The sequence below is a fragment of the Actinoplanes sp. OR16 genome, from assembly GCF_004001265.1.
In the GTDB taxonomy this organism is placed as follows: Bacteria; Actinomycetota; Actinomycetes; order Mycobacteriales; family Micromonosporaceae; genus Actinoplanes.
In genome coordinates, this window is sequence record NZ_AP019371.1 from 2,949,871 (window position 1) to 2,963,707 (window position 13,837).

Sequence of the window (13,837 nt, forward strand, 5' to 3'; positions counted from 1 at the left end):
GCTCTTCTAGGAGGGCCCTTTCAGCCGCCGCACCGCCTCGTCGATCACTTCGAGGCGCTTGCAGAAGGCGAATCTGATCAGGTGGCGGCCGGCCTCCTGGTGGTCGTAGAAGACCTGGGTGGGCACGGCGACGACGCCGTACCGCTCCGGCATCGCACGGCAGAACTCGATCCCGTCGGTGGCTGCCAGCGGGCGGATGTCGGCGGTCACGAAGTAGGTGCCCTCCGAGGGCAGGACGGCCAGGCCCGCTTCGGTGAGGCCGGCGACCAGGCGGTCCCGGCGCTCGCGCAGATCCGCCGCGAACGCGGTGAAGTACGCGTCCGGCAGCCCCAGTGCCACCGCGACGGCCGGCTGCAGCGGCCCGGCGTTCACGAACGTCAGGAACTGCTTGACCCGCAGCACCGCGGAGACCAGCGCGGCCGGTCCGGTGGCCCAGCCGACCTTCCAGCCGGTGCAGGAGAACGTCTTGCCGGCCGACGAGATCCGCAGTGTGCGTTCGCGCATTCCAGGCAGGCTCGCCAGGGGCACGTGCTCGCTGCCGAAGACGAGATGCTCGTAGACCTCGTCGGTGACGGCGTAGGTGTCGTGCTCCTGGCAGAGCTCGGCGATCAGGTCCAGCTCTTCACGCGTGAATACTTTGCCGGTCGGGTTGTGCGGGGAGTTCAGGAGAACGAGACGGGTCCGCGTACCGAAAGCCGCTCTCAGCTCCTGCTCGTCGAACTCATATCGTCCTGATGGTCCGGGGCGCAGGGTGACCGGCCGCCGGACCGCTCCGGCCAGCGTGATCGAGGCGGCGTAGCTGTCGTAGTAGGGCTCGAAACAGACCACCTCGTCGCCCGGCTCGCAGAGGGCCAGGATGGTGGCCGCGATCGCCTCGGTGGCGCCGGCCGTCACCGCGACCTCGGTGTCCGGATCCGTGGCGAGATTCCAGAAGCGCTGCTCGTGCGCGCTGATCGCCTGCCGCAGCGCCGGGATGCCGGGGAGCGGCGGGTATTGATTGGCGCCGTTCGCGAGGGCCTCGGCGGCCGCCGCGAGCATCTCCGGCGGTCCGTCGGTGTCCGGGAAGCCCTGACCGAGATTGACCGCGCCGGTGCGGGCCGCGAGGGCGGACATCTCGGAGAAGATCGTGGTGCCGAACGGCCGCATCCGTGCGACCAGCGGGTCCCCTGTGCTCATCAGTCGAACACCAGCTGGTTGCACGTCGTCGTCGCGTACGGCCCGGAGCCGGTCTGCTTCGCGACCTCCTTGCCGTCGACGGTGGCCCGGCAGGTGATGTCGCCGGAGCTGCCGTCGGTGCGCTGCGCGGAGACCGAGACGAGCGCGACGCCCTTCATCGTGGTGGTGATCTTCCACGGGAGCTTCACGCCGCTCACCATCTTCGGCGCGGTGCCCAGCTGTTCGGTGTAGAGGACCTCGGCGGGACCGTCGCCGGTGACCTCGTAGGTCACCGAGATCTCCTTGTTCTGATCGGCGCCCGGCAGCCCGGGCAGATCGGTCGGGAACGTCGGCAGGTCGGTAGGCAATCCCGGCAGTTCCGGCTCCGGAAAGGTCGGATTGGCGATCGGCTCGACGACCTCTTTCGCCTTGTCGGTGACGCTGCGCACGATCAGCACGCCGGAGGTGACCACGCCACCGCAGAGCAGCAGGGAGATCGCCACGATCAGCGCGATCAGCGGCGCCTTGCTCCGCCGGGGTGGTGGAGGGGCGTAGGCCGGAGCTCCGGGGTACGGCGGAGGCTGCTGTGGATAGCCGCCCTGGCTGTAGTCCGGCGCATATCCCGGCTCGGGGGCGTAACCGGGCGGCGCGTAGTTGACCGGCTCGTAGGCGACCGGCGGGAACGGTGACGTCGGATCCGGACCCGGCGCGTAGGGCGCTGTCGGGTCGGGTGGTGGCGGCGGAGCGGCCTGGCCCGGGGTGAACTGCGGTGGCCGGGGCGGCTGGCGCGGCTCGCTCGGATCACTCGGATCGGTCATCTGTTCCCTCCCGGTGAGGCGCTGCCGTAGCCGACGGTACGCCAGGCGCGCACGGGCGGTGTCACCCACCCGCACACAGAGTTCCGATCACCATGCGTGCTCGAAAGTGGCATTCCCGAGCATGACGTTTGAGCGAAAGTCGGCTAGGCTGCCCGCCATGTGTGGGATCGTGGGTTACGTAGGCAGCCGACCGGCGTTGAGCATCGTTCTCGATGGACTCCGCCGCCTGGAGTACCGGGGATATGACTCCGCCGGTGTAGCCGTCATCGACGGCGACGTGGTCCGGACCGAGAAGAAGGCCGGCAAACTGGCCAACCTGGAGAAGGCGCTCGCCGAGCGCACCGGCGACGGCATCGCGGCGGGCAACACCGGCATCGGCCACACCCGCTGGGCCACCCACGGCGGTCCGACCGACCGCAACGCCCACCCGCACCTCTCCGCCGACGGCCGGGTCGCCGTCATCCACAACGGCATCATCGAGAACTTCGCCCGCCTCCGCGCCGAGCTCGAGGCGGACGGCATCGAGTTCCGCAGCGACACCGACACCGAGTGCGCCGCCCACCTGCTCGCCGCGGAGATCCGTGGCCTGCGCGCGGCCGGTGGCTTCGAGGGCCCGGCCCTGCTGGCCGAGGGCATGCGCCGCACGGTCCGGCGGCTGGAGGGCGCGTTCACGCTGCTCGCCGTCGACGTCGAGGTGCCCGACGCGGTCGTGGCCGCCCGGCGCAACTCGCCGCTCGTGGTCGGCCGCGGCAACGGGGAGAACTTCCTGGCCAGCGACGTCTCCGCGTTCATCGAGCACACCCGCGAGGCGATCGAGCTGGGCCAGGACCAGGTCGTGCTGATCACCCCGGACGGCATCGAGATCACCGACTTCGACGGCGCCGCGGCCACCGGCCAGGAGTACCACGTCGACTGGGACCTGTCCGCCGCCGAGAAGGGCGGCTACGAGTACTTCATGCTCAAGGAGATCGCCGAGCAGCCGCAGGCGATCGCGGACACGCTGCTCGGCCGCCTGAGCGACCGTGGCGAGATCATCCTGGACGAGGTCCGCCTCACCGACCAGGACCTGCGCGACGTCGACAAGGTCTTCATCGTGGCCTGCGGCACGTCGTACCACGCCGGCATGGTCGCCAAGTACGCCATCGAGCACTGGGTTCGGATCCCCTGCGAGGTGGAGCTGGCGAGCGAGTTCCGATACCGCGACCCGATCCTGGACCGCTCCACCCTGGTGATCGTGATCAGCCAGTCCGGCGAGACGATGGACACGCTGATGGCGCTCCGGCACGCCAAGGAGCAGAAGGCCCGCGTCCTGGCGATCTGCAACACGAACGGCTCCACCATCCCGCGCGAGTCGGACGCCGTGCTCTACACCCACGGCGGCCCGGAGATCGCTGTCGCGTCGACGAAGGCGTTCCTCACCCAGCTGGTCGCCTGCTACCTGATCGGCCTGCACCTGGCCCAGGTCCGCGGCGTGATGTACGCCGACGAGGTCGCCGCCGTCGTCGAGAAGCTCCAGGCCACCCCGGACAGCCTGCGCACCCTGCTGGACGGGATGGAGGACGTCCGCGAGCTGGCCCGTGACCTGCGGACCGCGTCGACGATCCTGTTCATCGGCCGGCATGTGGGCTTCCCGGTGGCGCTGGAGGGCGCGCTCAAGCTGAAGGAGCTGGCGTACATGCACGCCGAGGGCTTCGCGGCCGGCGAGCTGAAGCACGGCCCGATCTCGCTGATCGACGAGGGCACCCCGGTCGTCTGCGTGGTCCCCTCCCCGGCCGGCCGCGGCGTCATGCGCGACAAGGTCGTCTCCAACATCCAGGAGGTGCGTGCCCGCGGCGCCCGCACCATCGTGATCGCCGAGCAGGGCGACGAGGGCGTCCGCGCCTACGCCGACCACCTGATCGAGGTGCCGCAGACGCCGACGCTGCTCGCCCCGCTGATGACCACGGTCCCGCTGCAGATCCTCGCCTGCGAGATCGCCGCGGCCCGTGGCCACGACGTCGACCAGCCGCGCAACCTGGCGAAGTCCGTCACGGTCGAGTGACCCCGCCCTGACCGGTCCCGGCCGTGATCCGTCACGGCCGGGTGATCGGGCTCCGGCCCGTCATGATCCTGGCCAGCTCGTCCAGTGCGGGCCGGCCGGGGTCCCAGTACCCGAGGTGGCCGGCGTCCGGCTGACTCGTGAAGACCCGGCCGCCGAACGCCGGATCGCTCGGATTGGGCCCGAACCACAGATCCCGTTCCGGCCGCCCGAAGGCGAGCACCGGCCCGGCCACCGGGATCCCGGCCACCGGCAGATCATGGAGCAGGCTCCGCGGTCCGACGGCGGCGTACTGGATCACGTCGCTCTTCGACGTCGTCGACCAGACCCGGTCGGCCGGAACGGTCAGCTCGGCGGCCGACCCGACCCCCACGCCCGGTGAGCCGACGAAGACGACGTCGTCGGCGTCCAGCGGGCGGGCCGCCGCGGCCCCGACCACCACCGAGCCGTAGCTGTGACCGAGAACGGTCAGATGCGCCGGCGTCTGGTCGTGGGTGGCCCGCAACTCCTCCTGGAATCGCCGCAGCCCCTCGCCGCCCTCCCTCGCCTGCCGGTCCGACCAGGCCTCGTGCACGAAGTCCGGCGCGTCGTAGCCGAGCCACAGCACCGCGCTCGCCGCCTCGGCCGGATTCAGCTCGGCCGCCCGGTCCGCCACCCGCCCGGCCCTGGTCAGCTCCCCGCCGAACGACTCCAGGTCGCTCGTCATGCCGGGGACATGGGTGAGCACGTGCCGGGAGCGGTCCGGGTCGCCGAGGGCGATGGCGATCCGGCCGTCTCCGGAGACATCAAGACTCATCAGGTACGGCCGAAGCCCCGTGTCATCCTCGATCCGCGCACTCACGGCGTCCAGTCCGTTCCGCAGCCGTCGCGCCGCACCGTCCCCTTGAGCGATCCGCCGGTCGAGGTCGGATCGCTGGTCGTCGAGGAGCAGCCGGTTCGCCAGGTCGCGGTCGGCGACCGGAATGCCGCCGGTGTGCGCGAGCCACCCCGGTTCGGTGGCGAGCAGAAGGTTGCGTTCGGCGTGACCGAGCCCGTCCCACCACTGCCGGACCGCGCTGGGCCCGTCACCGCAGGCAGGCCGGTTCCCGCCCGGCAGATCGGAGATGTCGCTGAGGAAGGAGCCGGTCAGGACGCCGAGACGACTCGCCGCCTCGGCGTCGGCACGGGACGCGATCTCCAGGGCCGCCGACAGATCGGCCACGACCGACGGGAGTTCTTCAGAGTGGCCGCGGACCGTACCCGAATCATCGATCACCAAGCCGGCGCCCTCGGCACGGCCTCGCGCCCGGCCGAGCAGCCGAAGCGCCCGGTCGAGCGCCGCCGCGAACTCGCTGAGCACCTGATCGGCACGCCAGCAGAGCAGCCGGAACAGAGCGATCCGGCGGCGGAACCCGGCGATGACCGCCGCGGCTGCCGTGCCGGCCGGACCCGACCAGCCGGCGCGGAGCCGATCGGCGAGCGGACCGAACTCGGCGCCGAGCGCGCCCGCCGTCGCGGCCCAGCGTCGCCAGGCCAGGGCTGCCGCCCGCCACCGCCCGGGATCGGTCATCCGGAGGCGGGCGTAGACGGCGGCGTTCACGAGTAGAGCCGGAACCGGGCGGCGGCACGCGCGTCCGCCTCCTGATAGGCGGCCGCTGACACCCGGATCCGCAGCGCGGTCTCGGCGACGTCCCGGCCGACCTGGGTGAGCTGCTGCCGGGCCGACTCCGCGGCCAGGAGTGCCGCGGTGGTGGCGGCCCAGCGCGGAACCTGATCCGGTTCGGGCGCGGAACGGGCCGCGTCCAGCACCCGATCAGCGGTGGCGTCGGTGGCGGCGGCCTGCCGATGGAGATCGTCGGTGTCGGCCCGGACGGACGGAACATCAGGATTCATCGGACTGCCTCCCAGGGAGTGGCGGATCAGGGATTGGCGGATCAGGGCGTGGCGGTTCAGGACCGCCCCGAAGGTAGCCGCGTTCCCGCCCCGGCCGGGCCGCCCTGTGGACGACGGCGCCGGGGTCCGTCCACAGGCCTTGTCGTCCCACCGTCGGCCCGGCTAGAACCCGCCCCCGCTCGCGACACGGCTAGGGTGACCGGTGTGATCGTGTCTGTCGGCATCGACGTCGTCCTGGTGGACCGCTTCGCCCGTGCGCTGGAGCGGACACCGCTGCTCTCCGATCGCCTGTTCACCGAGCCGGAGCGGCTGACCGGATCCGGTAACCCGCGGTCGGCCGAGTCGCTCGCCGCCCGGTTCGCGGCGAAGGAGGCGGTGGCGAAGGCCCTCGGCGCGCCGGCCGGGCTGCGCTGGCACGACTGCGAGATCGTCACAGATCCGGACGGGCGGCCGTGGTTGACCGTCTCCGGTACGGTCGCCGCCGCGGCCGCCGAGCGTGGCATCCATCGATGGCACCTCTCGCTGTCCCATGACGGCGGGATCGCCTCGGCGATGGTGGTCGCCGAGAACGGCGACAAATAAGAGCAACAAGGGGAGAAGCGTGCGGCAGGCATGGCGGGTAGCTGACGTTCGGGCGGCCGAGAAGTCGCTGATGGCGACTCTTCCCGAGGGCACGCTGATGCAACGTGCCGCGGCCGGTCTGGCCCGCCGTTGCGCGCTGATCCTCCAGGAGACCGGTGGTGTCTACGGCGCTCGCGTCGTGCTCCTCATCGGCAGCGGTGACAACGGCGGTGACGCGCTCTACGCCGGCGCCGCGCTGGCTCGCCGCGGTGCTCAGGTCCGGGCGCTGCTGCTCACCCCGGAACGGGTTCATCTGGCCGGTCTCGCGGCGCTGCGGGCAGCCGGCGGATTCACCACGTCCGAGCTGCCGTCCCGCGCCGATCTCGTGCTCGACGGCATCGTCGGTATCGGCGGCAGCGGCGGCCTGCGTCCGCCTGCGGCCTCCGTCGTGCGCAGGCTCGGATCACTGCGAGGTCGTACGGGTGACCGCCCCGTGATCGTGGCCGTCGACGTACCGTCCGGCGTCACCGTGGACACCGGCGATGTCGCGGGCGAGGCGGTCGACGCCGATGTGACGGTGACGTTCGGCTGCTTCAAGCCGGCCCACCTGATCGGCCCGGCCGCTGTCAAGTGCGGCGCGATCGAGCTCGTCGACATCGGCCTCGGACCGTCGCTGGTCATCGGCCCGGCGGTCCGGGTCGCCGAGGCGTCCGACATCGCCGCGTGGTGGCCGGTGCCGGGTCCGGCCTCGGACAAGTACACCCGCGGCGTGGTCGGCCTGGCGACCGGATCGGCCGCGTACCCGGGCGCCGCCCTGCTCGGCAGCGCCGGCGCGCTGGCCGGGCCGACCGGCATGGTGCGGTACGCCGGCAGCGCACACCCCGACGTGGTCCGCGCGCACCCGTCCGTCGTGGTGTCGCCCCGGGTCGCGCAGGCCGGTCGCGTACAGGCCTGGGTCTGTGGCTCCGGGCTGGGAACCGGCGACGTGGCCCGGACCGAGCTGCGCAGCGTCCTCGCGACCTCGCTGCCGGTGCTGCTCGACGCCGACGCGATCACCTTGCTGGTCGGCGGTGAGTTCTCGGAGGACCTGCGCCGGGACGCCCCGGTCGTGCTGACCCCGCACGACGGCGAGTTCAAGAGGCTGGCCGGTGAGGCGCCGGGTGCCGACCGCGCGGGCGCCGCCGCTCGTCTGGCCGCCTGGACCAACGCGGTCGTGCTACTCAAGGGCGACCGGACGATCGTGGCAACCCCGGCCGGCGAGATCTGGGCGAACCCGACCGGCGACCCGTCGCTCGCCACGGCCGGCAGCGGCGACGTGCTGGCCGGGCTGCTCGGATCGCTGCTGGCGGCCGGCCTGCCGGCGGTCAAGGCCGCGGTGGCCGCCGCGTACGTGCACGGGCTGGCCGGCCGGCACGCGGCACTGGACGGACCGGTGACCGCGCCGGACATCGCCGCCTCGCTCCGCCCGGTGCTGCTCGACCTGCTGGGGTGACCGGAACTGTCATAGGCCGTCAGTAGGGTTAGAGGTATGTGGCAGGCCGAAGTCCGCGTCGATCTGGACGCTATCCGGGACAACGTCGCGGCGCTGCGCGCCCGCACCCCGGCCGAGGTGCTGGTCGCCGTCAAGGCGGATGGTTATGGGCACGGCATGGTCCAGGCCGGGCGGGCGGCGCTCGCCGGTGGGGCGACCTGGCTCGGTGTCGCGACCCTCGACGAGGCGCTCACGCTGCGCCGGTCCGGCATCGAGGCGCCGGTCCTGGCCTGGCTGCTGAGCCCGGGCCTGCCGCTGGCGACCGGCGTCGAGGCAGGCGTCGACCTGAGCGCGGCCACACCCGAGCTGATCGATGAGCTGGTCGCCGCCGCGCGGCAGGCCGGCCGGGTCGCCCGGGTGCACCTCAAGCTCGACACCGGTCTGGCCCGCGGTGGCTCGCCGCAGGCCGACTGGCCGGCGCTGTTCGAGGCCGGGGCGAAGGCGGAGGCCGGCGGCGACCTGGAGATCGTCGGGGTGTGGAGCCACTTCGCCTGCGCCGACGTTCCGGGTCACGAGTCGGTGGATCGGCAGCTGGCGGCCTTCCACGAGGGCCTGGAGCTGGCCGGCCGGTTCGGGATCAGCCCGCGCTACCGGCACATCGCCAACTCGGCGGCCACCCTGAGCCGCCCCGACGCGCACTTCGATCTGGTCCGGGTCGGCATCGCGGCCTACGGTCTGTCGCCGATCGCCGGCGAGACGTTCGGGCTGCGCCCGGCCATGACCGCCCGGGCACGGGTCACGCTCGCCAAGCGGGTGCCCGCCGGGCAGGGCGTCTCCTATGGCCTGACCTACACGACCTCGGCGGAGACCACCCTTGCCGTGGTGCCGCTGGGCTACGGCGACGGTGTGCCGCGCCACGCGTCGAACACGGGACCGATCCGGATCGGCGGCACGACCGCCCCGATCGCCGGCCGCGTCTGCATGGACCAGGTGGTCGTCGACGTCGGCGACGAGCCGGTGACCGCTGGTGACGTGGCCATCCTCTTCGGCCCCGGCGATTCCGGCGAGCCCACCGCCGACGACTGGGCCGCCGCCACCGGCACGATCAACTACGAGATCGTGACCAGGTTCGGCAGCAGCCGCGTGCCCCGTTTCTACGACGGCGAGACCAGCCCCGACGGCCAGCTCGGGAGCGGCGGCCAGGCAGGGAGCGGCGGCAGGGCCGGGAGCGGCGGGCGGGGCGAGCGTGACGGGGAGGTTCGGGCGTGAAGCGGGCTGCGAAGACCGCCGGCATATTCGGGGCCGCTGTCGGTGTGGCGGCGGCCGGTCTGGCCACCGCGTTCGCTGTGGAGCGGGCGCTGGTGCGGCGCTCGGTGAAAGCGCCCGGCGACCCTCACATCGACGAGCCCTTCGGTGACCAGCCGTTCGACCGGGAGCTCACCGTCACCGCCGCCGACGGCACCGACCTGCACGTCGAGATCGTCGAGCCGGACGAGCCCACCGACAAGCCGACCATCGTGTTCGTGCACGGGTTCGCGCTCGACATGGGCACGTTCTACTTCCAGCGCAAGGAGCTGGCCGAGCGTGGCGAGCAGCGGCTGGTCTTCTACGACCAGCCCGGTCACGGCCGGTCCGGCAAGCTGCAGTCGGGCACCTACGACATCGCCGCGCTGGGCCGCTCGCTCGCCGCGGTGCTGGAGGAGACCGTCCCGGACGGTCACATCATCCTGGTCGGCCACTCGATGGGCGGCATGACGATCATGGCGTTCGCCGAGCAGTTCCCGGACTGGTTCGGCAATCGGGTCACCGGCGTCGTCCTGATCTCCACCTCGGCCGGCCTCTTCGACAAGACCCAGCTCGGCGTGACCAATCTGGTGGCCCGGGCCAGCGCGCCGTTCTTCCCGCTCTGGGACCGGGCGGCGAAACTCGGCGGCGGCACCATCGACCGCGCCCGGGTCGCCTCCTCCGACCTGGCCTGGCTGCTGACCCGGCGTTACGGCTTCGGCGAGGCGAAGCCGAGCGCCACCCTGGTCACCTTCGTGGAGAGCATGAATTCGAAGACGTCGGTGGAGACGCTGACGAAATACCTGCACACGCTCTACACCCACAACCGCTTCCCGGCGCTGTCGGCGCTGCGCGGGGTGCCGGTGCTGGTGGTGGTCGGCGACCGTGACTACCTCACTCCGGTCACCCACTCCGAGGAGATCCTCAAGCACCTGCCACAGGCCGAGCTGCTGAAGATCGAGAACAGCGGGCACGTGGTGATGCTGGAGAAAGCCGACCAGGTCAACGAAGCCCTCATCCCCTTCCTGAAGAAGATCTCGTGAAGATGAAGCTTGCGACAGTCGAGGACACGAAGGAGTTCGGCCGCCGCCTGGCCGGCCTCCTTCGGGCCGGTGACCTGCTGCTGCTGACCGGCCCGCTCGGCGCCGGCAAGACCGCGCTGGTGCAGGGCATCGGCGCCGGGCTCGGCGTGCAGGGCGCGATCACCTCGCCGACCTTCGTGATCGCCCGGGTGCATCGCGGCCCGCTGCCGCTGGTGCACGCCGACGCCTACCGGCTGGGGGAGCGCCCCGACCCCCGTGCCGAGATCGACGACCTGGATCTGGACGCCTCGGCCGACGACGCGGTGACCGTCGTCGAGTGGGGCGCCGGCCTGGTGGAACAGCTCAACGACGAATACCTGCAGGTCCGCATCGACCGGCTGGACGACGACACCCGAGTGATCGACCTGGTCCCGCACGGCGGCGACTGGGCACACCGACTGGAGAGCCTGTGAACCTGACCGCACTGCTGCCGGCCGAGTGGCGTGCCGAGCTGACGCCCTTCCTGGACGCCGACGCGACCGCGAGGCTGGGCGAGTTCGTCGCCGCCGAATACGCGAACGAGACCGTCTACCCGCCGATCGAGGACCTGTTCGCCGCCTACCGTCTGACGCTGCCGGAGCAGACCCGGGTGCTGATCCTGGGCCAGGACCCCTACCACGGTCCGGGTCAGGCGCACGGGCTGAGCTTCAGTGTCCGCGAGGGGGTCCGCAAGCCTCCGTCGCTGGGGAACGTCTTCAAGGAGCTCGCCGAGGACGTGAACATCCCGAAGCCGGCGAGCGGCGACCTGACCGGCTGGGCGAAACAGGGTGTGCTGCTGCTCAACGCGGTGCTGACGGTCCGGGCCGGCAAGGCCGGATCGCACGGCAACAAGGGCTGGGAGGCGTTCACCGACGCCACGATCAAGGCGCTGAACGAGCGTGACGAGCGGGTCGTCTTCCTGCTCTGGGGCAGCTACGCGAAGAAGAAGGCGGCGCTGGTCACCAACCCGGTCCACGCCGTGATCGAGGCCGGTCACCCGAGCCCGCTCAACCGGGTGGGCTTCCTCGGCAGCCGCCCGTTCAGCGCGGCGAACAAGGCACTGGCCGACGGCGGCCGCCCGCTCATCGACTGGGACCCGAAGGCCGCGGAGTAACGCCGGGTAAGGTCAGGTGTGCTCGTTCTCGCTCTGGACACCGCCACACCCGCCTCCACGGCGGCGCTCGTCGAGGTGACCGCCGACGGTCTGTTCGGCGTCGCCGAGAGCCGGACCGTCGACCCCCGCGCGCACGGGGAGAAACTCGCCCCCGAGATCGCCGCGGTGCTGGCCGAGGCCGGTTACCGCCCGCGTGACCTGGCGGCGATCGTGGCGGGTCTGGGGCCGGGCCCGTTCACCGGCCTGCGGGTCGGTCTGGCCACCGCGGCGAGTATGGGCCAGGCGCTCGGCATCCCGACGTACGGCGTGTGCTCGCTCGACGGTCTGGGCCGGGCCGCCGGTCCGGGCCGGGTGCTGGTGGCGACGGACGCGCGGCGGCGCGAGGTGTATTTCGCGACGTACCAGGACGGCGAGCGGATCAGCGGACCCGATGTGGCGAAGCCCGCCGACGTCGTGGTGGACGGTGCGACCCGGGCCGCCGGTGAGGGCGCGTTGAAGTACGGGGACGTCTTCGGCGTACCGGTGGAGGAACATCTCCTCTATCCGCCCGGCGCCGCCCTCGTGGCGTTGGCAGCCGACCGGATCCGTGCCCAGGAGAAGACCGAGGTCCTCACCCCTCTCTATCTGCGGCGGCCCGACGCCGTGGAGCCGGGCACGCGCAAGCCGGTGCTGACCTGATGCTGATCGAGCGGTTCCGCTGGTGGCACATCGGTCAGGTGCTGCCGGTCGAGGAGGATCTCTTCGGCGTCGAGAAGTGGTCGGCGGCGATGTTCTGGAACGAGCTGGCCCAGGGGCACTACTACCTGGTGGCGACCGAGGGCGAGACGGTGCTCGGCTACGCGGGTCTGTCCGTCGTGGACGCCGAGGAGTCCTGGGTGCAGAACATCGCGGTGCGGCGGGACGCCCAGCGGCGCGGCGTCGGGCGGCAGTTGCTGGAGGCGCTGCTGACCGAGGCGGCGGCCCGCGGGGTGCGCAAGACGCTGCTCGAGGTGGCGGTCGACAACGCGCCGGCGCAGCGGCTCTACGCGAGCTACGACTTCGAGCCGGTCGGGATCCGGCGCGGCTACTACCAACCCAGCAACACTGACGCCCTGGTGATGATGCGCGATGCGTGACGAACCCCTGGTCCTCGGGATCGAGACCTCCTGCGACGAGACCGGTGTCGGCATCGTGCGCGGGCACACCCTGCTCGCCGACGCGCTGGCGTCCAGTGTGGATCAGCACGCGCGGTTCGGTGGCGTGGTGCCCGAGGTGGCCAGCCGCGCCCACCTGGAAGCGCTGGTGCCGACCATGCAGCGGGCGCTCGACGAGGCCGGCGTGACCCTCGCGGACGTCGACGCGATCGCGGTGACCAGCGGCCCCGGCCTGGCCGGCGCGCTGCTGGTCGGCGTGGCGGCCGCGAAGGGCTACGCGCTGGCCGCCGAGAAGCCGATCTACGGCGTCAACCACCTGGCCGCGCACGTGGCGGTGGACACCCTGGAGCACGGCCCGCTGCCCGAGCCGGCGATCGCGATGCTGGTCTCCGGCGGGCATTCCTCGCTGCTGCTGGTCGACGACCTGACGGCCGGCGTGACGCCGCTCGGCGCGACGATCGACGATGCCGCCGGCGAGGCGTTCGACAAGGTCGCCCGGCTGCTCGGCCTCGGCTTCCCGGGTGGCCCGATCATCGACCGGACGGCTCTCGCCGGGGACAGCCGCAAGATCGCGTTCCCGCGTGGCCTGACCGCGCCGAAGGACCAGGCGGAGCACCGTTTCGACTTCTCCTTCTCGGGTCTCAAGACGGCAGTGGCCCGCTGGGTGGAGGCGAAGGAGCGGGCCGGTGAGCCGGTTCCGGTCGCTGACGTGTCGGCGAGCTTCCAGGAGGCGGTCTGCGACGTGCTGACCGCGAAGGCGATCGACGCGTGCCTGACCAACGGGGTGAAGACGCTCGTGATCGGTGGTGGCGTGGCGGCGAACTCGCGGCTGCGGGTGCTGGCCGAGGAGCGTGCCGCGAAGCACGGGATCGCCGTGCGGGTGCCACGACCCGGACTCTGCACCGACAACGGCGCGATGGTCGCGGCCCTCGGCTCGCACCTGGTCGCGGCCGGGATCGCTCCCAGTCGCCTGGACCTGCCCGCCGACTCGGCGATGAGTTTGACCGAGGTCAGTGTGGCGGGGTAGGAACGGGCATGATCGCGCGGATGTGGGAGGTACGGGCCTCGCGCAGCGGCTTCGATGAGCTGCTGAGCTGGGTCTGTGACACGGCGGTGCCCTCGCTGGAGGTGCTGCCACAACATGTGTCGAGTGACGTCTATTCGTCCACCGATCAACGCATCGTCGTCATCACCAAATGGCGTAACACTCCGGAGAGCATGCCGACCCCGCCGGAAAAGCTGGTAGCACGCGCTCCGCACGTCTGGGATTTCACGCCCGTCGATCGCTGAGCGGTCGCAGTAGTCGCAGCCCGGCCTTACCGTCGGGCTC

At 71.8% G+C, this 13,837-nt stretch carries 14 protein-coding genes and 1 pseudogene; 11 read left to right on the plus strand and 4 right to left on the minus strand.

The window, feature by feature from the left end:
- Window positions 1-6: 6 nt before the first annotated feature.
- Together EP757_RS13725 and EP757_RS13730 are read right to left on the minus strand one after the other, a co-directional pair.
- Window positions 7-1,176 carry a pyridoxal phosphate-dependent aminotransferase gene (locus EP757_RS13725; RefSeq protein WP_127545890.1) on the minus strand — a complete coding sequence of 390 codons (1,170 nt, stop codon included), beginning with the start codon at window positions 1,174-1,176 and terminating at the stop codon, window positions 7-9.
- Window positions 1,176-1,973, minus strand: a complete 798-nt coding sequence (locus EP757_RS13730) for an MmpS family transport accessory protein (RefSeq protein WP_127545893.1) — start codon at window positions 1,971-1,973, stop codon at window positions 1,176-1,178. The genes EP757_RS13725 and EP757_RS13730 overlap by 1 nt, the downstream gene beginning before the upstream one ends.
- A 157-nt stretch (window positions 1,974-2,130) precedes the next feature.
- Here EP757_RS13730 and glmS point away from each other — a divergent pair, with 157 nt between their 5' ends.
- A complete protein-coding gene (gene glmS, locus EP757_RS13735; protein ID WP_127545896.1) occupies window positions 2,131-4,014 on the plus strand; it encodes a glutamine--fructose-6-phosphate transaminase (isomerizing) in 1,884 nt (627 codons plus the stop codon).
- 31 nt (window positions 4,015-4,045) lie between these two features.
- On the opposite strand, the gene EP757_RS13740 is transcribed toward glmS, so the two are convergent.
- Together EP757_RS13740 and EP757_RS13745 are read right to left on the minus strand one after the other, a co-directional pair.
- Complete coding sequence (locus EP757_RS13740) at window positions 4,046-5,590, minus strand: alpha/beta hydrolase (protein WP_174262388.1); 1,545 nt, start codon at window positions 5,588-5,590, stop codon at window positions 4,046-4,048.
- Entirely contained in the window at window positions 5,587-5,883 is a 297-nt protein-coding gene (locus tag EP757_RS13745) for a hypothetical protein (protein WP_127545899.1), read from the minus strand. Before EP757_RS13745 ends, EP757_RS13740 begins: the two co-directional genes overlap by 4 nt.
- Before the next feature lie 204 nt (window positions 5,884-6,087).
- On the opposite strand from EP757_RS13745, the gene EP757_RS13750 reads away from it, so the two are divergent.
- The 10 genes and pseudogenes from EP757_RS13750 (at window position 6,088) to EP757_RS13795 (ending at window position 13,797) form a co-directional block, all read left to right on the plus strand.
- The gene (locus EP757_RS13750; RefSeq protein WP_127545902.1) at window positions 6,088-6,465 is read left to right on the plus strand and encodes a holo-ACP synthase; all 378 of its coding nucleotides are present in this window, start codon (window positions 6,088-6,090) and stop codon (window positions 6,463-6,465) included.
- Window positions 6,466-6,484: 19 nt separating this feature from the next.
- Window positions 6,485-7,936, plus strand: a complete 1,452-nt coding sequence (locus EP757_RS13755; RefSeq protein ID WP_127545905.1) for an NAD(P)H-hydrate dehydratase — start codon at window positions 6,485-6,487, stop codon at window positions 7,934-7,936.
- A 36-nt stretch (window positions 7,937-7,972) separates the two neighbouring features.
- Window positions 7,973-9,082: pseudogene (gene alr / locus EP757_RS13760) on the plus strand (alanine racemase); the annotation flags it as partial.
- 98 nt (window positions 9,083-9,180) lie between these two features.
- Complete coding sequence (locus tag EP757_RS13765) at window positions 9,181-10,242, plus strand: alpha/beta fold hydrolase (protein ID WP_127545909.1); 1,062 nt, start codon at window positions 9,181-9,183, stop codon at window positions 10,240-10,242.
- Window positions 10,243-10,244: 2 nt separating this feature from the next.
- Window positions 10,245-10,694 carry a tRNA (adenosine(37)-N6)-threonylcarbamoyltransferase complex ATPase subunit type 1 TsaE gene (tsaE, locus tag EP757_RS13770; RefSeq protein ID WP_127554231.1) on the plus strand — a complete coding sequence of 150 codons (450 nt, stop codon included), beginning with the start codon at window positions 10,245-10,247 and terminating at the stop codon, window positions 10,692-10,694.
- The gene (gene ung / locus EP757_RS13775; protein WP_174262390.1) at window positions 10,691-11,374 is read left to right on the plus strand and encodes a uracil-DNA glycosylase; all 684 of its coding nucleotides are present in this window, start codon (window positions 10,691-10,693) and stop codon (window positions 11,372-11,374) included. The genes tsaE and ung overlap by 4 nt, the downstream gene beginning before the upstream one ends.
- 18 nt (window positions 11,375-11,392) lie before the next feature.
- Window positions 11,393-12,052 carry a tRNA (adenosine(37)-N6)-threonylcarbamoyltransferase complex dimerization subunit type 1 TsaB gene (gene tsaB, locus EP757_RS13780; RefSeq protein WP_127545912.1) on the plus strand — a complete coding sequence of 220 codons (660 nt, stop codon included), beginning with the start codon at window positions 11,393-11,395 and terminating at the stop codon, window positions 12,050-12,052.
- Window positions 12,052-12,489 (plus strand): ribosomal protein S18-alanine N-acetyltransferase, encoded by a 438-nt coding sequence (rimI, locus tag EP757_RS13785; RefSeq protein WP_127545915.1) that lies wholly within the window; start codon window positions 12,052-12,054, stop codon window positions 12,487-12,489. The genes tsaB and rimI overlap by 1 nt, the downstream gene beginning before the upstream one ends.
- Window positions 12,482-13,534 (plus strand): tRNA (adenosine(37)-N6)-threonylcarbamoyltransferase complex transferase subunit TsaD, encoded by a 1,053-nt coding sequence (gene tsaD, locus EP757_RS13790; RefSeq protein WP_127545918.1) that lies wholly within the window; start codon window positions 12,482-12,484, stop codon window positions 13,532-13,534. Before rimI ends, tsaD begins: the two co-directional genes overlap by 8 nt.
- 8 nt (window positions 13,535-13,542) lie before the next feature.
- Complete coding sequence (locus tag EP757_RS13795) at window positions 13,543-13,797, plus strand: hypothetical protein (RefSeq protein ID WP_127545922.1); 255 nt, start codon at window positions 13,543-13,545, stop codon at window positions 13,795-13,797.
- Window positions 13,798-13,837: the final 40 nt, after the last annotated feature.